This window comes from Streptomyces fumanus (assembly GCF_014655295.1).
Lineage (GTDB): Bacteria > Actinomycetota > Actinomycetes > Streptomycetales > Streptomycetaceae > Streptomyces > Streptomyces fumanus.
Genome location: NZ_BNBI01000011.1, coordinates 338651 through 362509 on the forward strand (window position 1 = coordinate 338651; position 23859 = coordinate 362509).

The window sequence follows — 23859 nt, forward strand, 5'->3', positions numbered from 1 at the left end:
GATGCGTATCGGAGTTCTCACCGCAGGCGGCGACTGCCCGGGCCTGAACGCAGTGATCCGGTCGGTCGTGCACCGAGCGGTCGACAACTACGGCGACGAGGTCATCGGCTTCGAGGACGGGTACGCCGGGCTGCTGGACGGCCGCTACCGCCCCCTCGACCTCAACGCGGTCAGCGGCATCCTCGCCCGCGGCGGCACCATCCTCGGCTCCTCCCGGCTGGAGCGCGACCGGCTCCGCGAAGCCTGCGAGAACGCCGGCGACATGATCCAGAGCTTCGGCATCGACGCGCTGATCCCGATCGGCGGCGAGGGCACGCTGACCGCGGCCCGGATGCTGTCGGACGCGGGTCTGCCGGTGGTCGGCGTGCCGAAGACCATCGACAACGACATCTCCTCCACCGACCGCACCTTCGGCTTCGACACGGCCGTCGGCGTGGCCACCGAGGCGATGGACCGGCTGAAGACCACCGCCGAGTCCCACCAGCGGGTCATGGTCGTCGAGGTCATGGGCCGGCACGCCGGCTGGATCGCCCTGGAGTCCGGCATGGCGGCCGGCGCCCACGGCATCTGCCTGCCGGAGCGGCCCTTCGACCCGGCCGACCTGGTCAAGATGGTCGAGGAGCGGTTCGCCCGGGGCAAGAAGTTCGCGGTGATCTGCGTGGCCGAGGGCGCCCACCCCGTCGAGGGGTCCATGGACTACGGGCACGGCGAGATCGACCAGTTCGGCCACGAGCGCTTCCAGGGCATCGGCACCGCCCTGGCGTACGAGCTGGAGCGGCGGCTGGGCAAGGAGGCCAAGCCGGTCATCCTCGGCCACGTCCAGCGCGGCGGCACGCCCACCGCGTACGACCGGGTGCTGGCCACCCGGTTCGGCTGGCACGCGGTGGAGGCCGCGCACCGGGGCCAGTTCGGGCGGATGACGGCGCTGCGCGGCACGGACATCGTGATGGTGCCGCTGGCGGAGGCCGTGACCGAGCTGAAGACGGTCCCGAAGGACCGGATGGACGAGGCGGAGTCGGTCTTCTAGGCGGTACGCAGGCGCCCGGGCGGGCGCGGACCCGCGGTTCACCCCTTGACCGCCCCGCCCAGCGCGAACCCCCCGCCGAGCCGCCGGGAGATCAGCACGTACAGCAGGATCACCGGCGTCGAGTAGACGACCGAGAACGCGGCGAGCTGGCCGTAGGCCACCATGCCCCGGTTGCCGAAGAACTCGTTGATGCTGACCGAGGCCGGCATCCGGTCCGGGGTGAGCAGCAGCATGAAGGGGACGAAGAAGTTCCCCCACATCATCACGAACGAGAACACCGTCACCACCGCCACCCCCGGCCCCATCAGCGGCAGCACGATCCGCAGCAGGGACTGGAAGGACGAGGCCCCGTCGGTCCAGGCGGCCTCCTCCAGCTCCTTCGGCACCCCGTCCATGAAGTTCTTCATCAGCCAGATGGCGAACGGGAGCTGGGAGGCGGCGAAGAACAGGATCGTCCCCTGGAAGGTGTCGATCAGGTTCACCCGGACGAACAGGGCGTACACCGGCACCATGATCGCGGTGATCGGCAGCGAGGTGGCGAAGAGCACGGTGAGCAGGAAGGGCCGGTTCAGCCGGGAGCGGAACCGGGACAGCGGGTACGCCGCGAGCGCCGCGCAGGCCACCGTCAGCGCCGTCGCGCCGCCGCACAGGATCAGGCTGTTCAGCAGCGGCCGGAACGTGATGTCGTCGGTGAGGATCGCGTCGAAGTGGTCCAGGGTGAGGCCGTCCGGTGCCCGCACCGTCAGGCCGGCGTGCGGGTCGAGGGCGGACAGCACCACCCACACCAGGGGCAGCGCGAACGCGGCGGCGGCCAGCAGCAGCCCCGCGTCGGCGGCCAGTCGGCGGCGGGAGCGGCGCGCGGCGAGGGCAGGGGCCATGGCGGGTCAGACCTCCGTCCGCAGCAGCCGCAGGTACACCACCGAGAACAGCGAGCCGATCAGCAACAGCAGCAGCGCGACCGCCGTGCCGTAACCGATCAGGCTGTTCTGGAACGCCTGCTCGTACATGAACAGCGGCAGCGTCTGGCTCTTGCCGCTGGGGCCGCCCCGGGTCATCACCCAGATCAGCCCGAACACCGACAGCGTCTGGAGGGTGTTGAGCATCAGGTTGGTGGCGATGGAGCGGCGGATCATCGGCAGGGTCACGTGCCACATCCGGCGCCAGCCCCCGGCGCCGTCGACCTCGGCGGCCTCGGTGATCTCCTGGGGGATCTCGTCCAGCGCGGCGGAGTAGACGAGCATCGAGAACGCCGTCCCGCGCCACACGTTGGCGAAGGACACGGCGAGGATCGGCAGCGTGAACAGCCAGTTCTGGGAGGGCAGACGCAGCCAGTCCAGGATGGCGTTGAGAGTCCCCTCGCGGCGGAAGAACGCGTACAGCAGGAAGCCGGCGACCACCTCCGGCAGCACCCACGCCGTGACGACGATCCCGCCGGTCAGGGTGCGCACCGGCTTCGACGCCCGCCGCATCAGCGCGGCCAGCGCCAGCCCGAGCGTGTTCTGCCCGACCAGCGACGACAGCACCGTGAACACCAGCGTCAGCCATACGGCGTTCAGGAACGCCTCGTCGCCGAAGGCCCGGCGGAAGTTGTCGAACCCGACGAACGACTCCTGGGCCTGCCCGGTCAGTTGCAGGTCGGTGAAGGCGATGACCACGCAGTACGCGATCGGACCGGCGAGGAAGAGCAGCAGCAGGGCGACGGCGGGGGAGAGGGGCAGCGCCCGGACCAGGGACCGGCGCGCACCGCTCACCTCTGGACCACCTGGTCGCCGGTGGCCTCCTTCAGCGCCTCGTCGTAGTGCCGCGCCGCCTCCGCCACCGTCATGTCACCGGTCGTCACGCCCTCCATGGCCTCCTGGATGGCGACGGAGACCTTCGGATACGCCGGGTAGGCGGGCCGGTAGTGGGTGTACGGGACGAGTCCGGTGAAGAACGCGGTGCCGGGCTGGGCGTTCCGGTACGCGGGGTCCTTCGCGACGTCCTCGCGGACGGCGATGCCGGAGTTGGCGACGTACCACTTGCGGGCGTTGGCCTTGGTCTGCATCGCCTCGATGAACGCGAAGGCGAGGTCGGGGTTGCCGGCCTTGGCCGGGATCGCCCAGGTCCAGCCGCCCGACATGCTGACCTTGCCGGGCGCCTGCCCGGTCTGCGTCGGCATGGCGGCGAGCCCCAGTTCCTTGGACCACTCGGGCCACTCGTGGCCGCTGCCGGGCAGCCAGTCCTGCGGCAGCCAGGAGCCGTCCAGCGCGATGCCGAGCTTTCCGGCGGGCAGCAGCTCGCCGCGGACCGTGGTGGCGAAGTTGGGGTCGAGCGCGTCGGACACGTCGGGCCCGAGCTTCTCCCGGTACACCGTCCGGACGAAGGACAAGGCGTCCCGGAAGCCCTTCCCCGCGGCGATCCACTTCTTGGACGCCTTGTCGTAGAGCGGGTCATCGGTGCCGTCCCCGGTCCCGTACAGCAGCATCTGGAAGCCCTGCATGGTGGCCGCCTCACCGGCCGGTTTGCCGGTGTAGACGTTGAGCGGGGTGACGCCGGGCACCTTCGCCTTGATGGCGCGGGCGGCGGCGAGGATGTCGTCCCAGCTCCTCGGCTGCCAGTCGGCGGGCAGCCCGGCCTTCGCGAACACGTCCTTGCTGAACCACAGCCCCCGGGTGTCGGTGCCGTCCGGGACGCCGTACGTCTTCCCGTCCTCGCCCTGGGCGGCGGCCTTCGCCGTGCCGATGAAGCTGTCCCAGTCCTTCCACTGCGCGAGATACGGGTCGAGCGGCTTCAGATACCCGCTGGTGATGTCGGAGTTGATGAGGAAGGTGTCCTCGTAGACCAGATCCGGCGCGGTCCTGGGGCTGCGCAGCATCTGCTGGAGCTTGGTGTAGTACTCCGAGTCCGGCGCCTTGATCGGCACCAGCTCGACCTTCTTGCCGGGGTTGGCCTTCTCGAACTGCGACTTCACGCCACCGAGGAAGGTGTCCATCACCTTCACGGAGTTGTCCGTCGACTGCTTGTAGGAGACCTTGAGCGTGTCGGGGTCGTCGCCGGTTCCGCCGGAGCAGGCGGTGAGCGCGGTGGCGGCGAGTGCGGAGGCGAGGAGCAGGGCTGCGGTGGGACGCACGGGCTGACCTCCTGGTGGCCTACGTCGTTGTGGCCGGAAGTTCCTGCCCAGCGAACGTAAGAGGAGCGGTCGCGTCAGGTCAATGCGTGTGCGCGGAGCGTGGTCACAGGAGGTGGTCGGCGGCGCCGTCCTTGATACCGCGGATGAGGGCGCGCAGGGCCTCGGCGGTGTCGGTGACGTAGTGCTCCTCCTGCCCGGCGACGGCGAGGTAGGCGTTGCCTTGGGGGTCGGTGCCTATGCGGAAGCAGTTGTTGCCTTCGGCGCAGTAGGGGGCTTCCCAGGTGATGTCGGGCATGGTGTCCTCTCGGGTCAGAGCTGGCGTGCGATGGAATGCATGAGGTCGCGCGAGGCTTCGGGGTCGAGGGTGTGGGCCTGCCACCAGTCCATGTGTGCCCGGTACTTGCCGAGCTGAGCCTCGGAGTGTGTGAACTCGCCGCCGTGGGCCGAGTCGAGGTGGACGGTGTCGAGCCGGGGAACCGGTCCGTGGGCGTAGAGGACCGCGTGCCCCGCGCCGGGGAAGGCGCCCGCCTCCACGGGGAGCACGCGCAGCTCGACGTTGTCGCGTTCGGAGACCGCACAGAGGTGGTGCAGTTGCTCACGCATCACGCGCCGCCCGCCGAACTGCATGCGCAGCGCCCACTCATGGACGTACGCGGTGTACGGAACGGGATCGTCGTGGTCGAGTACCTGCTGCCGCCGCAGGCGCTGGACGACACGGAGTTCGATCTCCGAGTCGGGCAGGGGCGGAAGCGCGGCGGCGAAGATGGCGCGGGCGTACTCGCCGAGCTGCATCAGGCCGGGTACATGCACGGTCTGATAGCTGCGCAGCCGGGTGGCGAACCACTCCAGCTCGGCGACATCGAGCAAGCCCTGCGGAAGCGTGCCCCGGTACTGGTGCCACCAGCCCGGCTTGCGCACGTCGGCCATGGCGGCCAGCGCGTCGACGTACTCCTCGTCCGCGCAGTCGTAATTGCTGGCGAGTATCCGGACGCGCTCCGGTGAGGTGCCCCGGACGCCCGACTCCATGTTGGACACCTTCGTGCGGTCCAGGCCCAGTAGACCGGCGGCGTACTCCGTCGTGCGCCCGGCGGCGATGCGCATCCTGCGCAGCTCGGCGCCGAGGCGCTTCTGGCGCTCCGTCGGCGCGGGCCGTGTAGGCATGGTGCCCCCTCCTGCCTGATCGTCCGGGTCAGTGTGCACCCTGCGCGTGGCGCGGGTCCAGCGATTGGGAGGCAAAGTGAGCATCTAGGTGGCACACGTGCCCCTGTTGGTTCTACAGTCAGTGACGCATCGACTACATCGCGCACGGTCTGTGCTCAACAAGGGAGTTGATACATGTCCGCATCACTGGTCGGAGCCGTGGCCGCCTGTCCGGTCTCCAGGAAGCCCTGTGGCACCGCGCCCGCCCCGCCCTCGCCCGACACGCTCATCTACAGCCTCACCCTGCCCGCCGAACCGGCCAGTTCACGGATCGCTCGGGTGGCCTCGCGTGCCGTGCTCCACACGCACGGGCTGGACGACATGGTGGACGCGGCCCTCCAGGTCGTGGGCGAACTCGCCGCCTGCGCCAGCCACTTCGCCGCCGGCGGCGACATGTACCTGTCGCTGCGCTACCGCGACGGCGCGCTGCGGGTCGTCCTGTACGACGGGCATCGCCGGCACGAACACCGGCGGCTGGTGGAGGCGTGCGACGGGCACCGGCGGGCGGCGCTGCGCGTCCTGGGGCGCGTGGTGCGCGCGTACGGCGGGGAGTGGGGCTTCGGGGAGGCGCGGGAACCCGGGGGTGGGACGCGGATGTGGGCGGTGCTGCCTCGGCGGGGGGTGGGGTGAGGCTCACGTCTCCAGGGCTTCGGCGGCTGCCTTCGCTTTGGCGGCTTCGGCGGGGGCGTGGGCGAGGGCGTACGCGTCGGCGGCCCGCAGGTACAAGGCGCGGACCTGGGCGTGGCGGTCGGCAGCCGTATGAGCGAGAGCTAGGTTGTACAGCGCCTGGGCCTGCCCGTACCAGTCTTCGGACTCCTGGTGGGCCTTCAGGGCCTGCTCGTAAGCCTCGATCGCCTCCTCGACCCGCCTCGCCATCGCCAGAGCGGTGCCGAGGTTGATCCATGCCGTGGCCTCGCGATGACGGTCCCCGAGGGCCTGGTATAGGTCGCGGGCACGGATGCTCGCGTCGATCGCTTCCGTCATCTGGTTCGATCTGAGGAAGGCGATGCCGATGTTGTTCCACGCCACGGCTTCGCGGCGGCGGTCCTGGGACGCCTGGGCCATGTCACGAGCGCGAGTGTGGGCGTTGATCGCCTCTTCCGCTCGGTCCAGCAACGACAGGGCGATGCCCAGATTGTTCAGCACGGTGGCCCCGCGGGAGCGGTAGCCGGCAGTGTGGTAGAGGTCGAAGGCGCGGACGTGGGCGTCGATCGCCTCCTCCACGCGACCCGCCTCCAGCAGGGCGGTGCCGAGGTTGTTCCACGCTCCGGCCTCATTGACACGGTCTCCGGCCCGGTGGGCGGCCTCCTGTGCGGCACGCGAGACGGTGATCCAGTCGTCGAAGTACCGCCGCCAGGTGAAGTACTCCGAGAGTTGCAGGCCCAGTGCCATCGCCGTGTTCGCGAACGGTGCCTCCCGCCCCCAGGTCACCGCCGCGACCAGGCCGGGCCGTTCCCTGTCCAGCCACGCCAGCGCCTGCCCCCGGCCCCCGAACCGCTCGGGTTCCTCATCGCCCGGCAACCAGCGCAATCGGGCATTGGCCGCGTCCGCCCACCGGAAGTAGAAATCGAGCACCCGCTTCCGGGCTGCCTCCCCCTCGTTCCCCGCCACCACGCCCGCCCCGAACCCCCGCACCAGGTCGTGCAACCGCCACCGCACCCCGGAGGCCGAGTCGTCGCGCACCGGCGTCACCAGGTGAGCGGCCGCCAGATCGTCCAGCAGCCGCAGAGCCGTCCTCTCGTCCAGATCGGCCAGCGCCGCCACCGCCTCGGTCCCCGTCTCCGCGCCCGGAGCGAGGCAGAGCAGCCGCAGCAGCCGGGCCCGGTCGGGCGGCAGGCGTCGGTAGGAGGTCTCCAGGACCGGCCGGACGACGAGTGAGCGGCCGTACAGGTCCGTGCCCGGACTGCCGCTGTCGAGTACGGCGGCCGGGTCTCCGGCCTCCCGGATCTCGGTCACCAGCGAGGCGATCCCGCGGTGCCGGCGGTGCCGGAGCATCGCGGCGGCGATCTGGAGGGCGAGGGGGAGGTGACCGCAGAGGCCGGTCAGCGCGCGCAGGGCGTCCGGTTCGCGGGCGGCGCGGTCGTCGCGTTCGTCGGCGTCGTGCAGGGCGCGGGCGACCAGCGCGGCGGACTCGTCCGGGGCGAGAGTTCCGAGGTCGATGACGCGGACGGGGAGGGCGCTCGGGCGATCGCGCGTGGTGATCAGCACCCGGTGGTGGTCCGTGCCGGGGAGCAGCGGGAGGTACTGGGCCGGGTCCGAGGCGTTGTCCAGGACCAGCAGCGTGCGGTCCCGCCGCTCGGCGAGGAGGGCGCGGTACGCGTCGTACTGCCGTGCCGTGGTCGGGGGCAGATCGGTGTCCCGCAGGCCCATCGCGTCGAGCAGGGCGAGGACCGCCTGGTCCGCCGTGGCCGGGTCGTCGTCGTAGCCGCGCAGGTCGACGAAGAGGAAGCCGCCGGGGAACCAGCCCTCCGCGCGGGCCCGGTGCGCCGCCTCCACCGCGAGCGCGGTCTTGCCGACGCCGCCCATGCCGGTGACGGCCGAGATGAGCAGCGGGGTGCCCTCCCGCGAGGCGGGCGCGAGGAGGGGGAGCAGCCGGTCCAGTTCGGCGGTACGGCCGGTGAAGCCGGGCGGGCGGGGCGGCAGCGTGGCGGACGCGACGGGCGCCGGGCCGTGGACCGTACCCCTACCGCTGCTGCTCCGTCCGCTTGCCGGTGACCGGGCCGTGGAAGACGCCGCCTCGGAAGTCGATGTGGTCGCCTCCGTAGGCCGGGCCGCGATGGGGGCCCTCCTCGGAATCGGCGGAGTTCGAGGACGAGGCGCGCGGCCGGTGCTTGCGCAGTACGGCCACCGCCACCGACGCCGCCTGCGCGGCCGCTCGCTCCTGTGATCCCGCCGCGTCGGCCTCGTGCTTGCCGGGGTCGGCGCGGTCGCTGATGCCACGGACGACAAGGGCGTGCAACTGGCCGTTCAGATGCGCTGCCTGGAGCGCGCCCACGCCCTCCATCTCGATCGCCGCGGCGTCGTTGTAGTTCCGGCGCAGGTGCCGCGCGACGTCCGACCCGGCGTCGGCCAGCACCACGTCCCCGGAGGCGATCGGCTTGAAGTGCGCCCGTACGCCGGACATGTCGCGCGCGGCCGAACGCGCCGCGCTCACCAAGGCGTTCGACACCGGCCACGCCTCCGGCCGGACCTGGAAACCCTCGGGCGTCCGCTTGCCGCCGTGAATGCCGTACACCTTCGTGCCGACCACCACGTCCCCGATGCCGATGTCGTCCTTGAGGCTGCCCGCGATGCCGACGAAGAGGAGCGCTTCCGGCTTCAGCCAACTGACGATCTGCGTGGTGAGGGTGGCGGCCGTGCCGTTGCCCTCACCGAGTTCGGCCAGGACGACGTGCCAGTCCGTGTCCGGCAGCCGGCCGCGCTCGACCCGGGTGCCGTCGGGGTGGACGAGTTCCTCCCGCTCCGGGACATGGGCGCGCACGGCGGCGTACTCCACCGCGAGCGCGGTCAGGACGACGACGGTGGGGCTGGTGTGCGACACGCGTCCACGGTAGGCCAAGCGGTTCGGAACCGCGACGGTTACGGTGAGCCGTGCGCCGAGGGGGAGGACAACGCGTGTCGGAACAGGACGTCACCGTCGGTCAGTTGCTGCTGGCCGAGTACCAGACCGTGAAGGACGAGCAGAAGGCCCGCATCGGGTTCCGGGACAACCTCCTGTACGTGACCCTCGCCGTCGTGGCCGCGGTCATCGCCGCGGCGGCCCAGGCGAAGCAGCCCGCCATGCTGCTCGCGCTGCCGCCGGTCTGCCTGGTGCTCGGCTGGACGTACCTGGTCAACGACGAGAAGATCACCGCCATCGGTCACTACGTACGGGACGAACTCGGGCCCCGGCTGGCCCGGTTGGCCGCCGCTGACGGCAGTTTCCCCACCTTCGGCTGGGAGGCGTACCACCGCAGCGACACCCGTCGCCGGTCCCGCAAGAGGATCCAGGCCGTGATCGACCTGACCGCCTTCTGCGGGGTGCCCCTGGCCGCGCTGGTCGTGTTCTGGGCCGCCGGGGACGGCGGCGCGCTGCTCATCGCGCTGTCGGTGGTCGAGGCGCTCGCCGTGACCGGCCTGGGGATACAGACCCTGGTGTACGCGAGAGCGCCCAGGGCGGCGTCCTGACGGCGTACCGTTGACGCACGGAAAACGCGGGGACACCGGGGGCGGAACTGCGTATGAGGACGGCTTTCCTGGCGGCGCTCGCCGAGGGCGCGGGCGGCGAGCCCGGACGCCGGGCGGCGGACGAACTCGCCCGGCTGCTCGGACTCGGCCCCGGAGCGTCCGCGCGGGCGCTCGCCGAGGCGGCGACCGACCCCGACCGGGCGGAGACGGTACGCGTCTGGGGGGACGGCGTACGGGCACTGCTCGCCGCCGATCCCCAGGTCGCGGGCGCGGTGGCGGCGGCCATGGAACGGCACGCGCCCGGCAGCGGCACCGGCTGGTACGACGGCGACCACACCGACTTCCGGGGCGGGGTCTTCCTGCGCGAGGTGATCGGCGTCCAAGTCGTGGTCCAGCGGGGCGGCGCCGCCGCGCCGGAGGCCCTGGCGTCGCTGCCACCCCGACCCGGCGGGTTCGCGGGACGGGACGACGACACGGCCGGCCTCCTGCGCGCCCTCGACCCGAACACCCCGGACCCCGGCACCCTCGCCGTCCTCGTCACCGCCGTCTCCGGGCTCGGCGGCATCGGCAAGACAGCCCTCGCCGTCGAGACCGCCCACCTGGCGTGCGAGAAGGGGTGGTTCCCGGGCGGCGTTCTCTTCGTGGACCTCCACGGTTACGACGAGGAGCCCGTCACCGCCGACCAGGCGCTCCAGTCCCTGCTGCGGGCGCTCGGCGTTCCGCCGGAGCACATCCCCGCGCGGGCCGACGACCGCGCCGCCCTCTACCGCTCGGTGCTCACCCGGCGCGGGAAGGAGCAGGGCGCGGTGCTGGTCCTGGCCGACAACGCCTCCTCGTCCGACCAGGTACGGCCACTGCTCCCGGGCGACTCCTGCCACCGGGTGCTGGTGACGTCCCGCGACCGTCTCACCCAGCTCGGCGCCCGCCTTGTCCCGTTGGACCAGCTCACGCCCGAGGCCGCGGGGGAACTCCTCGACCTCGCCCTGCGGATCGCCGACCCCGGGGACGGCCGGGTCACCGACGACCCCGACGGTGCCGAACGGCTCGCCAGGCTCTGCGGCCACCTCCCGCTGGCACTCCAGATCGCGGCGGCGCTGCTGGTGGAGGACCCGGAGTTGCCGGTCGCGGAGTTCGTCGGCGAGCTGGAGGCGTCGCACGACCGGCTTCTCCACCTCGACGACGGCGAGCGCAGCGTCCGCGCGGCCTTCGACCTCTCGTACCGCCGGCTGTCTGCTGGACAGGCCCGGCTCCTGCGGCTGCTGGCCCTCGCCCCGGGGCCCGCGATCAGCGACGAGGTCGCCGCCGTACTCGCCGGGGCCGCGGCCCCTCCGCTGCGCGAGCTGAAGGCACTGGCCCGCGTGCACCTCGTGGAGCGGGGGAGCAGGCGCGGATGGTGGCGGTTGCATGACCTTGTGCGGGTGTTCGGGACGGGCGTGGTGGTGGGAGATGCGGTGTGGAGGGAGGAGGGGGAAGCTGCGAGGGTCCGGGTGATGGAGTTCTACTGCCGGTCGGCGGGCGCGGCCGTCAGCCGGATGAGATGGCTGCCCGGGATGGCGGAGCCGGAGCGGTTCGGGGACCGGGAGGAGGCGTTGACATGGCTGGACGGGGAGCGTGCGGGTCTGGTCACAGCGGTGTTGTGGGGGCGGGAGGAACGCTTCGCCGAAAGGGCGGTGACGCTGGGCCTGTGTCTCGCGGAGTACTTCGACTGGCGGCGGTACTTCGACGACCTGATTACTGTCTCCCGTGCCGCACAGGAGGCTGCTCACCGGGTCGGTGACCATGGCCGTGAGGCCGCCGCGTGGAACAACCTCGGTACCGCCCTGGGGGAGGCGGGACCCGTGGGCGAGGCGATCCACGTCCTCCTCCGCGCCCGTGTCCTTTACCAGGCGGTCGGGAACCCCGGTTACGAGGCCCAGGTGTGGAACAACCTCGGCGGTGCCCTGAAGGACGCGGGCCGGGTGGAAGAGGCGATCGATGCCCACATCCACGCCCGTGACTTGTTCCGATCGGTCGGGGACCGGCACCGTGAGGCCGCCGCGTGGAACAACCTCGGCCTGGCCCTGCGGGAGGCGGGGCGGGTGGAGGACGCGATCGATGCCCTCGTGCGCGCTCGCGACCTGCACGAGGCGGTCGGGGACCGGCACCGTGCGGCCACCGCGTGGAACAATCTCGGCCTGGTCCTGCGGAAGGCGGGGCGGGTGAAGGAGGCGATCGCGGCGTACGGCAGGGCACTTGAGGTGTATCAGGAGTTCCAGGACTGGCACCGTGCGGGCCAGACCCTGCAGAACCTGGCCAGGGCTCACGAGATCGCCCATCGTCGTGCCCGAGCCCGCGCGCTCTACTCCGCAGCCGCCGACGCCTTCACCCGCGCAGGCGCCCCCGCCGACGCCGCCCAGGCCCGCACCTACGCCGCCGCCCTCACCGAGCCTCCCGCACCCACCGGTACACCAGCTCCGGCCGTCCCACCTGCCCGTACAGCGGCTTGCGTTCCGCTCGTCCCGCGCTCACCAGGTGTTCCAGGTAGCGCCGGGCCGTGATCCGGGATATGCCGACCGACTGGCCGAGGGACGCCGCCGTGAGGCCCTCCGGGGCGTTGCGCAGAGCGCTCGTCACGCGCTCCAGGGTCGGCGCGCTCAGGCCCTTGGGCAGGGCGACCGGGCCGGGGGCGCGCAGGGTCGCCAGGGCGCGGTCGACCTCGTCCTGGCCGCTCGCCTCGCCCGCCGTGCGGCGGAACTCCGCGTACCGTACGAGCCGGTCGCGCAGGGTCGCGAAGGTGAACGGCTTGAGCACGTACTGGACGACGCCCAGGGAGACGCCCTCGCGGACCACGGTCAGGTCCCGCGCCGAGGTCACCGCGATCACGTCGGCCTGGTGCCCGGCCGCCCGCAGCGAGCGGGCCAGTTGCAGGCCGTGCACGTCCGGCAGGTGCAGGTCGAGCAGGAGCAGGTCCACCGGCGTACGGTCCAGCAGCCGGCGTGCCTCGGCGCCCGAGTGGGCCTTGCCGACGGCGGTGAAGCCCGGCACCCGGCCGACGTACAGCAGGTGCGCGTCGGCGGCGACGGGGTCGTCCTCGACGACCAGGACGCGGATGGGGGAGTCGCCGGTCATGGGCGGGCCCCGGCCACGGCGGACGCCAGCGGCAGGCTCGCCTCGAAGACGGCCCCGCCGCCGTCCGCCTCGCTCAGCGTCAGCGTGCCGCCGTGCCGGTGGACCGCCTGCCGGACCAGCGCCAGGCCCAGGCCCCGGCCGCCCGGACCGGCCGGCTTGGTGGAGAAGCCGCGCTGGAAGACCAGGTCGGCATGGGCCGGGTCGAGGCCCGTGCCGGTGTCGGAGACGCGCAGCACCAGTCGGTCGTCCGCCGTGTACGCCGTCACCGTCACCCGCGCCGGGACGCCGCCCTGGGCCGCGTCCACCGCGTTGTCGATCAGGTTGCCGAGGATGGTGACCAGGTCGCGGGCGGGCAGGGACGGGGGCAGCAGGCCGTCGTCCAGGCGGGAGTCGGGGGAGATCAGCAGCTCCACGCCGCGCTCGTGGGCCTGGGCCGTCTTGCCCAGCAGCAGCGCGGCCAGCACCGGTTCGCTCACCGCCGCGACCACCTGGTCGGTGAGCGCCTGGGCCAGCTCCAGTTCGGCCGTGGCGAACTCCACCGCCTCCTCGGCGCGGCCCAGTTCGATCAGCGAGACGACGGTGTGCAGCCGGTTCGCGGCCTCGTGCGCCTGCGAGCGCAGCGCCTGCGAGAAGCCGCGCTCGGTGTCCAGCTCGCCGGTGAGGGCCTGGAGTTCGGTCACGTCGCGGAGGGTGACGACCGTGCCGCGGCGCTCGCCGCCGGAGACCGGGGAGGTGTTGACGACCAGCACGCGGTCCGCCGCCAGGTGGACCTCGTCCACCCGGGGCTCGGAGGCCAGCAGCGCTCCCGTCAGCGGGCCCGGCAGGCCCAGGTCGGCGACCGAGCGGCCCACCACCTCGCCGGTCACGCCCAGCAGCTCCCGCCCGCCGTCGTTGATCAGCGCCACCCGGTACTGCCCGTCCAGCATCAGCAGCCCCTCCCGTACCGCGTGCAGGGCCGCCTGGTGGTAGTCGTGCATGCGGCTCAGCTCGTCCGCGTTCATGCCGTGGGTGTGCCGGCGCAGCCGCGCGTTGATCACATAGGTGCCGACCGCGCCGAGCAGCAGCGCCCCGGCCGCCACCCCGACCAGGGCGGTGACCTGCTCGCGGGCCCGTTTGCTGATCTCCTCCACCTTGATCCCGGCGCTGACCAGACCGACCGTCCGGCCGCCGGACCGGACGGGGGCGACCGCCCGGACGGAGGGGCCGAGCGTGCCGGTGTACGTCTCGGTGAAGGTGCGGCCCCGCAGCGCGGGCTCGATGTGCCCCTGGAAGCGGCGGCCGATCTGGCCGGGGTCGGGATGGGTCCAGCGGATGCCCTCGGTGTCCATGATCGTCACGAAGTCCACGTCGGCGTCCCGCATGACCCGTACCGCGTACGGCTGGAGCCGCGCCGACGGGTCGGCGGTGCCGATCGCCGCCGCCACGGACGGCGAGTCGGCCAGCGTCAGCGCCACCGACCTGGCCTGCCGCCCGGCCGCGTCCTCGGCCTGCCCCCGGTCGCTGAGGTAGGTGAACAGCGCGTAGCCCGCGACGACGACCGCTATCAGGACGGCCTGCATCGCGAAGAGCTGTCCGGCCAGGCTGCGCGGCCGGGGGACGCGGAAGTGCATGCCGTCAGTCTCCCTCCAAGCCCGGCGGTGAACTAAATGAACGGAAGGGTGACCGCGCTCACAGGGCAGGAGATAGTCACCGCATCCCCCACCCCGGACGTGAGCCGCACGCCGGTGACACCGACGTCGCCAAGGAGGGCCGCCGTGACCAGCGCAGCCGATACGGCACCAGCCGCACCCCCCGCCAAGCGGGACCGCACGCACTATCTCTACATCGCGGTGATCGTCGCGGTCGCCCTCGGCATCGCGGTCGGGCTGATCGCCCCCGACTTCGCGGTGGAGCTGAAGCCGATCGGGACCGGCTTCGTGAACCTGATCAAGATGATGATCTCGCCGATCATCTTCTGCACGATCGTGCTGGGCATCGGCTCGGTCCGCAAGGCCGCGAAGGTCGGCGCGGTGGGCGGTATCGCGCTGGTCTACTTCATGGTGATGTCGCTGGTCGCGCTGGCCATCGGCCTGATCGTCGGCAACATCCTCGACCCGGGCACCGGCCTCGCGGTCACCGACGCCGTCAAGGAGACCGGGCACGCGCAGGTCGACGCGGAGGCCAAGGACACCACCGAGTTCCTGCTCGGCATCATCCCGACCACGATCGTCTCGGCGTTCACCGAGGGCGAGGTCCTGCAGACCCTGCTGGTCGCCCTGCTGTGCGGGTTCGCCCTCCAGGCCATGGGCGACGCGGGCCGGCCGGTGCTGCGCGGCGTCGAGCACATCCAGCGGCTGGTCTTCCGCGTCCTGGCGATGATCATGTGGGCCGCCCCGGTGGGCGCGTTCGGCGCGATGGCCGCCGTGACCGGCTCGGCGGGCGTGGACGCCCTCAAGAGCCTGGCCGTGCTGATGCTCGGCTTCTACGTCACCTGCGTCCTGTTCGTCATCGTGGTGCTGGGCGCGCTGCTGAAGATCTGCACCGGGGTCAACGCCTTCTCGCTCTTCAAGTACCTGGGCCGCGAGTTCCTGCTGATCCTGTCCACCTCCTCGTCGGAGTCGGCGCTGCCGCGGCTGATCGCCAAGATGGAGCACCTGGGCGTCAGCAAGCCGGTGGTCGGCATCACCGTCCCGACCGGCTACTCCTTCAACCTCGACGGCACCATGATCTACATGACCATGGCCTCCCTGTTCATCGCGGACGCCATGGGCACGCCGATGTCCCTCGGCGAGCAGATCCCGCTGCTGCTGTTCCTGTTCGTCGCCTCCAAGGGCGCCGCCGGGGTCACCGGCGCGGGCCTGGCGACGCTGGCCGGCGGCCTCCAGTCGCACAAGCCGGCCCTGGTGGACGGCATCGGCCTGATCGTCGGCATCGACCGCTTCATGAGCGAGGCCCGCGCCCTGACCAACTTCGCGGGCAACGCCGTCGCCACCGTGCTGATCGGCACCTGGACCAAGGAGATCGACAAGGACCGGGTGAGCGAGGTGCTGGCCGGCCGGGTCCCCTTCGACGAGCGGACGCTCCTGGACGACGGCCACGGCGACCGCACCCCCGCCGAGGTCTCCGAGCCGGGCGGCGAGAAGGAACTGGCGAAAGCCTGACGCTCCCCGCCGCCCCCAGTGAGCCGCCCCCATCCCCCCGGGGGGCGGCTCACGCCCCTTTTCCGCGCCCCCTTGCCTTGACGTCCGGGTCAAGGCTTACGTTCGTCGGTATGCGAATCGGCGAGCTGGCCGCGCGGGCCGGGACCACGACGCGCACGCTGCGGTACTACGAAGCGCGGGGGCTGCTGCCCGCGCGGCGGGACGGCAACGGCCACCGGACCTACGACGAGCGCGATGTGAAGCTCCTGGAGCAGATCAGGACGCTGCGGGACTTCGGGTTCGACCTGGAGGAGACCCGGCCGTTCGTGGAGTGCCTGCGGGCCGGTCACGACGAGGGCGACCGGTGCCCGGCGTCGCTCGCGGTCTACCGGCGCAAGCTGGCGGAGCTGGACGGGCTGATCGGCGAGCTGCGGGGTGTGCGGTCGATGGTGGCCGCGCAGTTGGCGCGGGCCGAGGCGGCGGTGCCGGAGAGTCCGGAACCGCGCTGCGAACTGGGAGGAGACGCATGGTGAGCACCGGTGTGGCCGAGGTGACGGACGAGACCTTCGAGACGGAGGTGCTGGGCGCGGAGCTGCCGGTGCTGGTGGAGTTCACCGCCGACTGGTGCCCGCCGTGCCGGCAGATGGCGCCGGTGCTGGCCGCGCTGGCCGAGGAGGAGGCCGGCAAGCTGCGGGTGGTGCAGCTCGACGTGGACCGCAATCCCGAGACGACCAACGCATACAAGGTCCTGTCGATGCCGACCTTCATGCTCTTCCGGGACGGTGAGCCGCTGCGGTCGATGGTGGGCGCCCGGCCCAAGCGGAAGCTGCTGGAGGAGCTGGCGGACGCCCTCTGACCAGGCCAACGGCACGAAAAATCCCCCGAGCAATTGCGCTCGGGGGATTTCTTTGCGTATATTCGGTGATTCACGACTTCATGAGAATGGGTCGCGTGAGAAGTTCACTGAGCACAGTATATCCGGGCGGGAGCGGAATTGTCAAACACCGAATTTCCGGACGATGAATTGCGGCACGAGCAGGAATTCATCGACGGGCTGTACGCACGCGTGGACGCCCTGCGCGGGGACACCGAGTCCGCCGTCACCGACGCCCTCGCACAGGGCCACACCCCGATGCAGGCCCGGCTGGAGCGGGACATCCTGGTCGCCGAGCGCTCCGGGCTGCTCGCCGCGCTGAACGCGGTGGACGGCTCGCTCTGCTTCGGCCGCCTCGACCTCGCCTCCGGGGACGTGCACCACATCGGCCGGGTCGGGCTGCGCGCCGACGACGCCGAGCGCACCCCGGTCCTGATCGACTGGCGGGCCGAGGTCGCCCGCCCCTTCTACCTGGCCACCGGGCACACCCCGATGGGCCTGCGCCGCCGCCGGCACATCGCCAGCGAGGGCCGCCGGGTCACCGCCCTGCACGACGAGATCCTCGACCTCGGCGACGAGACCCGCACCGGCCACGAGGACCCGTCCGGCGACGCGGTGCTGCTCGCCGCGCTGAACTCGGCGCGCACCGGCCGCATGGGCGACATCGTGCAGACCATCCAGGCCGACCAGGACCGCATCATCCGCGCCCCGCACCGCGGCGTCCTGGTGGTCGAGGGAGGACCCGGCACCGGCAAGACCGCCGTCGCCCTGCACCGGGCCGCCTACCTGCTCTACGAGCACCGCGAACTGCTGGCCAAGCGCGCCGTCCTCATCGTCGGCCCCAACCCGGCCTTCCTCGGCTACATCGGCGAGGTGCTGCCCGCCCTCGGCGAGACCGGTGTGCTGCTGGCCACCGTCGGCGAGCTGTTCCCCGGTGTGAAGGCCACCGCGACCGACACCCCCGAGGCGGCGGCGGTCAAGGGCCGGGCCGGCATGGCCGACGTCCTCGCCGAGGTGGTCCGCGCCCGGCAGGCGCTGCCCGACCCGGTGATCGCCATCGAGCACGACCGCGAGGTCCTGATGCTCGACGACGGCCTGGTGAGCGTCGCCCGCGAACGCACCCGCGCCGCCGAACTGCCGCACAACGTGGCCCGCGAGCACTTCGAGGGCCACATCCTCAACACCCTCACCGAGCTGTACGCCGAGCGCATCGGCACCGACCCCTACGACGGCAGCAGCCTGCTGGACGCCGCCGACCTCACCCAGATCCGCGACGAACTCGCCGAGAACCCCGAGGTGTGGTCGGCCATCGACCGGCTCTGGCCGCGGATCACCCCGCAGCGGCTGGTCGCCGACTTCCTCGCCGCGCCGGAGGAGTTCCTGCCCGCCGAGGACGCCGCCGCGGTACGCCGCCCGGTGACCCGGCGCTGGACGGTGGCGGACGTACCGCTGCTGGACGAGGCCGCCGAACTGCTCGGCGAGGACGACCGGATGGCCCGGCTGCGCGCCGCCCGCGAGCGGGAGGCGCAGATCGCCTACGCGCAGGGCGTCCTCGACGTGTCGTACGCCTCCCGGACGTACGAGTTCGAGGACAAGGACGAGGAGGACTCCGAGGTCCTGTCCGCGCACGACATCATCGACGCCGAGCGGTTCGCCGAACGCCAGGAGGAGGACGACCACCGCAGCGCCGCCGAGCGCGCCGCCGCCGACCGCACCTGGGCGTTCGGGCACATCATCGTGGACGAGGCGCAGGAACTCTCCCCGATGGCCTGGCGGCTGCTGATGCGCCGCTGCCCGACCCGCTCGATGACCCTGGTCGGCGACCCCGCCCAGACCGCCGAGGCGGCCGGCGTCGGCTCCTGGTCCGAGATCCTCGCCCCGTACGTCGAGGACCGCTACGAGCACACCCGCCTCGGCGTCAACTACCGCACCCCCGCCGAGATCATGGAGCTGGCGGCGGCGGTCGTGCGCGCCGAGCACCCGGACTTCGAGCCGCCCAGCTCGGTCCGCTCCACCGGCGTACGCCCCTGGGTGCGGCACGCCGGCGACGACCTGCCCGGCGCGGTGGCGAAGGCGGTGGCCGAGCTGACCCCCGAGGAGGGCCGGCTCGCCGTCATCGCCCCCCGCGCCCTGCACCAGCGGATCGCCGCCCGCCTCGACGGCGTCACGGCCGGCGCCGAACCCGACCTGACCCGGACGGTGGTCCTGCTGGACCCCCGCCAGTCAAAGGGCCTGGAGTTCGACTCCGTGCTGGTCGTCGAGCCTGGCCGGTACGGCACCAGCGACCTCTACGTCGCCCTGACCCGCGCCACCCAGCGGCTCGGCATCCTGCACACCGAGCCGCTGCCCGAGGCACTGGCGGACGCCTGACCCGTCACGCCGGGCGGAGCCACACCGTGGACAGGGGCGGCAGGGTCAGGCGGATGCTGGACGGGCGGCCGTGCCAGGGCTGGGGCTCGGGCTTGACCGGGTCGGGGTGGGTGACGCCGCTGCCGCCGTAGCGGGCGGCGTCGGAGTTGAGGACCTCGTGCCAGGCGGGCACGTCGGCGGGGACGCCCAGGCGGTAGTCGGGGCGGACCACGGGGGAGAAGTTGGACACCGACAGCAGCGGGGCGCCGTCCTCGTCCAGCCGGAGGAAGGCGAAGACGTTGTCCTCGGCGGCGTCGCCGACCACCCACTCGAACCCGGCCGGGTGGGCGTCGCGCCGCCACAGCGCCGGGGTGTCCCGGTAGACGGTGTTGAGGTCGCGGACCAGGTCCAGCACGCCCCGGTGGTCCGGCTCCGCCCCGTACCCCGGGTCGAGCAGCCACCAGTCCGGGCCCCGCTCCTCGGACCACTCGGCGCCCTGCGCGAACTCCTGCCCCATGAACAGGAGCTGCTTGCCGGGGTGCGCCCACATGTAGCCCAGGTACGCGCGGTGGCTCGCGCGCTGCTGCCACCAGTCGCCGGGCATCTTCGACACCAGCGACTTCTTGCCGTGCACCACCTCGTCGTGGGAGATCGGCAGCACGTAGTTCTCGCTGTACGCGTACACCATCGAGAACGTCATCTCGCCGTGGTGGTACTTGCGGTGGATCGGGTCGTGGCTCAGGTACTGGAGCGAGTCGTGCATCCAGCCCATGTTCCACTTCAGCCCGAAGCCGAGGCCGCCGAAGCCGCTCGGGCCCTTGTGGTGGGTGGCCCGGGTGACGCCGTCCCAGGCCGTCGACTCCTCCGCGATCGTCACCACGCCGGGCACCCGCCGGTACACGGTGGCGTTCATCTCCTGGAGGAACGCCACCGCGTCCAGGTTCTCCCGGCCGCCGTGCTCGTTCGGCGTCCACTGGCCCGGCTCGCGCGAGTAGTCCAGGTAGAGCATCGAGGCGACCGCGTCCACCCGCAGCCCGTCGATGTGGAACTCCTCGCACCAGTACACCGCGTTGGCCACCAGGAAGTTCCGCACCTCGCGGCGGCCGAAGTCGAACTCCAGCGTCCCCCAGTCGGGGTGCGCGGCCCGCCGCGGGTCCGCGTGCTCGTACAGCGGGCGCCCGTCGAACTCCGCCAGCGCCCAGTCGTCACGCGGGAAGTGGGCCGGCACCCAGTCCATCAGCACCCCGATCCCGGCCTGGTGCAACCGGTCGACCAGGTACTTGAAGTCGTCGGGGGTGCCGAGCCGGGCGGTGGGCGCGTAGAACCCGGTGACCTGGTAGCCCCAGGAGCCGCCGAAGGGGTGCTCGGCGACCGGCATCAGCTCCACGTGCGTGAAGCCCAGGTCCTTGACGTACGCCGGGAGCTGCTCGGCCAGCTCGCGGTAGGTCAGCCCCGGCCGCCAGGACGGCAGGTGCACCTCGTACACCGAGAACGGCGCCTCGTGCGCGGGCGCCTCGGTACGGCGGGCCAGCCACTCGGCGTCGCCCCACTCGTGGTGCGAGGCGGTCACGATGGAGGAGGTCTCCGGCGGCACCTGGGTACGGCGGGCCAGCGGGTCGGCGCGCAGGGTGTGCGAGCCGTCGGGCCGGGTGATGTCGAACTTGTACAGCTCGCCCTCGCCGACCCCGGGCACGAACAGCTCCCACACGCCGGACGAGCCCAGCGACCGCATCGGGAAGCCGGTGCCGTCCCAGAAGTTGAAGCCGCCGGCCACCCGCACGCCCCGCGCGTTCGGCGCCCACACCGCGAAACGGGTGCCGGTGACGCCCTGGTGGGTCATCGGGTGCGCGCCGAGCGCCTGCCAGAGCTGCTCGTGCCGGCCCTCGCCGATCAGATACAGGTCCAGCTCGCCCAGCGTGGGCAGGAAACGGTACGCGTCCTCGGTCTCCTGCACCCCGCCCTCGTACGTCACCAGCAGCCGGTACTCCGGGACCTCCGGCAGCGGCAGCAGGGCCGAGAAGAACCCGCCCCCGTCGTCGTGCAGCTCGGTCCGCAGCTCCTCGGCGACCACGGTCACGCCGAGCGCGTACGGCCGGAACGCCCGGACGGCCACACCGCCCGGCACCGGGTGCGCGCCGAGCACGGCGTGCGGGTCGTGGTGCGTACCGGCCAGCAGCATGTCCCGGTCCACGGCGGGCAGCGCGGGGGAGACGGGCTCCTCGACCCGCTGCTGGGCGGGGATGCGCTGCCGCCGGGCGGGGGCGGATGCGGATGCCGACGCGGAGGCGGACGCGGATGCGGATGCCTGGCGGGGCACGGTGTTCTTGGCGGGGGCCTTCTTGGCCGGGGTCTTCTTGGCGGCGGTCTTCTTCGTCGCCGCGGTCTTCTGCGTGACCGCCGTCTTCTTCGCCGCGGCGGTCTTCTGCGTGACCGCCGTCTTCTTCGCCGCCGTGGTCTTCTTCGCGGCGGCCTTCTCGGCCACGGGGCCGCCGACCGCGACCGTCTTCTTCGCGGCGGCCTTCTTCACGGCGGCCGCCGTCTCGGCCGTGGCCGTCTTCTTCGCGGCAGCGGTCTTCTTCGTCGCCGCGGTCTTCTTCGCGGCGGCCGACGCCCCTGCCGTGGTCGTCTTCTTCGTGGCCGCCTTCTTCACCGCGGCCGTCGTCTCCGCCGTGGTCGTCTTCGTCGCCGCCGTCTTCTTCACGGCCGCGGCCTTCTTCGCCGCGGCCGTCGTCTTCTTCGTGGCGGTGGCGGTCTTCTTGGCCGCCGCCTTCTTCGTCGCCTTCGCCGGCGGCAGCTCCTCGGCCGTCTGCTCGGCCGTCTTCTTCGGGTCCGGACCGCTGGACGGGGGGCGGGGAGTCACGGGCGGAGCCTCCTAGGCACAGGGGGGTGAAAGGGATCAGGCGGAATCGGGCGCGGCCAGACGGCGTACCGCCGACATCGGCACCGGCAGCCAGTCGGGGCGGTGCCGGGCCTCGTAGACGACCTCGTAGACCGCCTTGTCCGTCTCGTAGGCGCGCAGCAGCACCGGGTCGGTGCGCGGGTCGGTGCCGGAGACCTCCGCGTACCCGGTGCAGTACGCGGCCCGGCAGGCCGCCGCCCAGCCCGGGGCCGGCGGGTCGGCGGAGTGGGCGGCGTAGTCGAAGGAGCGCAGCATGCCGGCGATGTCCCGGACCGGCGGCTGCGGCAGCCGCCGCTCCGCCATCGGCCGGGCCGGCTCGCCCTCGAAGTCGATCAGCGACCACTGCCCGGAGGGCGAGCGCAGGCACTGGCCCAGGTGCAGGTCGCCGTGGACGCGCTGCGCGGTCCAGGTACGTCCCTCGGCGGCGAGGTCGCCCAGCGCGGTGTAGGCCGAGCGCAGCCCGGACGCGTACGGCAGCAGCGCGGGCACCGCGTGGACCGCCTCCTCCAGCCGCTCGGTCATCCCGGCCACCAACTGCGCCAGCGGCCCGTGCCCGAGGGTCACCGTGGGCAGCGCGCGGGCCAGCGCGGTGTGCACCTCGGCCGTGGCCCGGCCCAGCGCCCGTGCCTCGGCGGTGAAGTCCTCGCCCTTGGCCAGTTCGCGCAGGGCGAGTTCCCAGCCGTCGGCGGCGCCCTGCACATAGGGCTGGAGGACACCCAGCACCCAGGGCTCCCCGGACAGTTCCGTCGTCATCCACGCGGTCGGGGCGGGGACGCGCGGGCAGCCCTCGCGGGCGAGCGCCAGCGGCAGTTCGAGGTCGGGGTTGACGCCGGGCACGATCCGGCGCAGCAGCTTCAGGATGAACGTATCTCCGTAGACGACCGAGGAGTTGGACTGCTCGGCGGTCATCAGGCGGGGGACCAGGCCGTCGCGGATCTCCTGGTCGGGGGCCCGGTCGAAGCGGAGTCCGCCGACCCGGGCGCGGGTGCGCAGCGCCTCCAGCAGGATCTCGGCGGGCCGGGTGTCGTACAGGGCGTCGTAGACCGTGCGGCCGGCCAGCGGGCCCTGGGTCACGTGTCCGACGAGCGCGGGCGCCAGCCGGGGCGGCAGCGCCTCGCGCACGCCTATCAGGAGCTGGTAGCAGTCGCCCGGCCGCTCGGGGGCGCCCGGTACGGGGGCGAGCTGCTGGTGGGCGCGGACGACGAGGTGGTACAAGCCCAGCCGGGCGTCGGCCGGGAGCAGTTCGGTGGCGGCGACCAGGGAGAAGCCGGTGACCGGGCGGCCCTTGCCGGCGAACCAGCGCTGGCGGGGCAGCCACTCGCGCAGCAGGGGGTCGAGCGACGCGAGCAGGCCGGGCGGCGTGGTCAGGGTGCGGGTGGCGGCTTCCGACATGGCGGCGCGTCCTTTTCCCGGATGGTCGGGGGGTAGTTACTTCTGCGTGCCCCGGGCGGGGCGGTGGAAACCGCCCCGCCGCGGGGTTCTAGGCGGCGTCCTTGCGGAGCCGGAACCAGTAGAAGCCGTGGCCCGCGAGGGTCAGCAGATACGGCAGTTCGCCGATGGCCGGGAACCGCACTCCGCCGAACAGCTCGACCGGGTGCCGTCCGTGGAAGGCGCTGAGGTCGAGCTCCGTGGGCTGGGCGAACCGGGAGAAGTTGTGCACGCACAGCACCAGGTCGTCCTCGTACTCCCGCAGGAAGGCGAGGACGGCCGGGTTGGAGGACGGCAGTTCGGTGTAGGAGCCGAGGCCGAAGGCGACGTTCTGCTTGCGGATCTCGATCATCCGGCGGGTCCAGTGCAGCAGCGAGGACGGCGAGGCCATCGACGCCTCGACGTTCGTGACCTGGTAGCCGTAGACCGGGTCCATGATCGTCGGCAGGAAGAGGCGGCCCGGGTCGGACGAGGAGAAGCCCGCGTTGCGGTCCGGGGTCCACTGCATCGGGGTGCGCACCGCGTCGCGGTCGCCGAGCCAGATGTTGTCGCCCATGCCGATCTCGTCGCCGTAGTAGA

At 72.3% G+C, this 23859-nt stretch carries 20 protein-coding genes; 8 read left to right on the forward strand and 12 right to left on the reverse strand.

Going from position 1 to position 23859, the window contains the following annotated elements; translation table 11 throughout:
• The first annotated feature begins 1 nt into the window (after position 1).
• Positions 2-1027, forward strand: coding sequence for an ATP-dependent 6-phosphofructokinase (locus IE316_RS25495; RefSeq protein ID WP_190206800.1), 1026 nt, complete (start codon positions 2-4; stop codon positions 1025-1027).
• Between the two features lie 38 nt (positions 1028-1065).
• On the opposite strand, the gene IE316_RS25500 is transcribed toward IE316_RS25495, so the two are convergent.
• From IE316_RS25500 to IE316_RS25520, 5 genes are all read right to left on the reverse strand, one after another.
• A complete protein-coding gene (locus IE316_RS25500) occupies positions 1066-1905 on the reverse strand; it encodes a carbohydrate ABC transporter permease (protein WP_190206801.1) in 840 nt (279 codons plus the stop codon).
• Between the two features lie 6 nt (positions 1906-1911).
• Positions 1912-2778 carry a carbohydrate ABC transporter permease gene (locus IE316_RS25505; protein WP_190206802.1) on the reverse strand — a complete coding sequence of 289 codons (867 nt, stop codon included), beginning with the start codon at positions 2776-2778 and terminating at the stop codon, positions 1912-1914.
• The gene (locus tag IE316_RS25510) at positions 2775-4136 is read right to left on the reverse strand and encodes an extracellular solute-binding protein (RefSeq protein WP_190206803.1); all 1362 of its coding nucleotides are present in this window, start codon (positions 4134-4136) and stop codon (positions 2775-2777) included. Before IE316_RS25510 ends, IE316_RS25505 begins: the two co-directional genes overlap by 4 nt.
• Before the next feature lie 103 nt (positions 4137-4239).
• Positions 4240-4431 carry a hypothetical protein gene (locus tag IE316_RS25515; RefSeq protein WP_190206804.1) on the reverse strand — a complete coding sequence of 64 codons (192 nt, stop codon included), beginning with the start codon at positions 4429-4431 and terminating at the stop codon, positions 4240-4242.
• A 14-nt stretch (positions 4432-4445) separates the two neighbouring features.
• Positions 4446-5297 carry a helix-turn-helix domain-containing protein gene (locus IE316_RS25520; protein WP_190206805.1) on the reverse strand — a complete coding sequence of 284 codons (852 nt, stop codon included), beginning with the start codon at positions 5295-5297 and terminating at the stop codon, positions 4446-4448.
• Between the two features lie 174 nt (positions 5298-5471).
• Between IE316_RS25520 and IE316_RS25525 the strand changes: the two genes are divergently transcribed.
• Positions 5472-5966, forward strand: a complete 495-nt coding sequence (locus tag IE316_RS25525) for an ATP-binding protein (protein ID WP_229910553.1) — start codon at positions 5472-5474, stop codon at positions 5964-5966.
• A gap of 3 nt (positions 5967-5969) precedes the next feature.
• Here IE316_RS25525 and IE316_RS25530 read toward each other — a convergent pair whose 3' ends face one another.
• Both IE316_RS25530 and IE316_RS25535 read right to left on the reverse strand, forming a co-directional pair.
• Positions 5970-7862 (reverse strand): tetratricopeptide repeat protein, encoded by a 1893-nt coding sequence (locus IE316_RS25530; RefSeq protein ID WP_190206806.1) that lies wholly within the window; start codon positions 7860-7862, stop codon positions 5970-5972.
• A 157-nt stretch (positions 7863-8019) separates the two neighbouring features.
• Positions 8020-8877: a 5'-methylthioadenosine/S-adenosylhomocysteine nucleosidase gene (locus tag IE316_RS25535; RefSeq protein WP_190206807.1), complete on the reverse strand. Its 858-nt coding sequence runs from the start codon at positions 8875-8877 to the stop codon at positions 8020-8022.
• A 74-nt stretch (positions 8878-8951) separates the two neighbouring features.
• On the opposite strand from IE316_RS25535, the gene IE316_RS25540 reads away from it, so the two are divergent.
• Complete coding sequence (locus IE316_RS25540) at positions 8952-9503, forward strand: hypothetical protein (protein ID WP_190206808.1); 552 nt, start codon at positions 8952-8954, stop codon at positions 9501-9503.
• A gap of 53 nt (positions 9504-9556) precedes the next feature.
• A complete protein-coding gene (locus IE316_RS25545) occupies positions 9557-12040 on the forward strand; it encodes a tetratricopeptide repeat protein (RefSeq protein WP_190206809.1) in 2484 nt (827 codons plus the stop codon).
• Here IE316_RS25545 and IE316_RS25550 read toward each other — a convergent pair.
• Positions 11922-12611: a response regulator gene (locus IE316_RS25550; protein WP_190206810.1), complete on the reverse strand. Its 690-nt coding sequence runs from the start codon at positions 12609-12611 to the stop codon at positions 11922-11924. The two genes, IE316_RS25545 and IE316_RS25550, sit on opposite strands and share 119 nt — an antisense overlap.
• Entirely contained in the window at positions 12608-14221 is a 1614-nt protein-coding gene (locus IE316_RS25555; RefSeq protein WP_190206811.1) for a sensor histidine kinase, read from the reverse strand. The genes IE316_RS25550 and IE316_RS25555 overlap by 4 nt, the downstream gene beginning before the upstream one ends.
• A gap of 144 nt (positions 14222-14365) precedes the next feature.
• Here IE316_RS25555 and IE316_RS25560 point away from each other — a divergent pair, with 144 nt between their 5' ends.
• The 4 genes from IE316_RS25560 to IE316_RS25575 all read left to right on the forward strand — a co-directional run bounded on the left by IE316_RS25560 (position 14366) and on the right by IE316_RS25575 (position 18974).
• Positions 14366-15751 carry a cation:dicarboxylate symporter family transporter gene (locus tag IE316_RS25560; RefSeq protein ID WP_190206812.1) on the forward strand — a complete coding sequence of 462 codons (1386 nt, stop codon included), beginning with the start codon at positions 14366-14368 and terminating at the stop codon, positions 15749-15751.
• Between the two features lie 110 nt (positions 15752-15861).
• Positions 15862-16263: a MerR family transcriptional regulator gene (locus tag IE316_RS25565; RefSeq protein ID WP_190206813.1), complete on the forward strand. Its 402-nt coding sequence runs from the start codon at positions 15862-15864 to the stop codon at positions 16261-16263.
• Complete coding sequence (gene trxA, locus IE316_RS25570) at positions 16257-16586, forward strand: thioredoxin (RefSeq protein WP_308438943.1); 330 nt, start codon at positions 16257-16259, stop codon at positions 16584-16586. The genes IE316_RS25565 and trxA overlap by 7 nt, the downstream gene beginning before the upstream one ends.
• Positions 16587-16724: 138 nt before the next feature.
• Complete coding sequence (locus tag IE316_RS25575; protein WP_229910554.1) at positions 16725-18974, forward strand: HelD family protein; 2250 nt, start codon at positions 16725-16727, stop codon at positions 18972-18974.
• 4 nt (positions 18975-18978) lie between these two features.
• Here the strand turns inward: IE316_RS25575 and glgB are convergent, their stop codons facing one another.
• The 3 genes from glgB to IE316_RS25590 form a co-directional block, all read right to left on the reverse strand.
• Positions 18979-21813, reverse strand: a complete 2835-nt coding sequence (gene glgB, locus IE316_RS25580; RefSeq protein ID WP_190206814.1) for a 1,4-alpha-glucan branching enzyme — start codon at positions 21811-21813, stop codon at positions 18979-18981.
• A 36-nt stretch (positions 21814-21849) separates the two neighbouring features.
• Positions 21850-23244 (reverse strand): maltokinase N-terminal cap-like domain-containing protein, encoded by a 1395-nt coding sequence (locus IE316_RS25585; protein WP_190206815.1) that lies wholly within the window; start codon positions 23242-23244, stop codon positions 21850-21852.
• A gap of 88 nt (positions 23245-23332) precedes the next feature.
• Positions 23333-23859 (reverse strand): alpha-glucosidase C-terminal domain-containing protein (locus IE316_RS25590; RefSeq protein ID WP_190206816.1); only part of this gene is annotated, 527 nt, incomplete at its 5' end.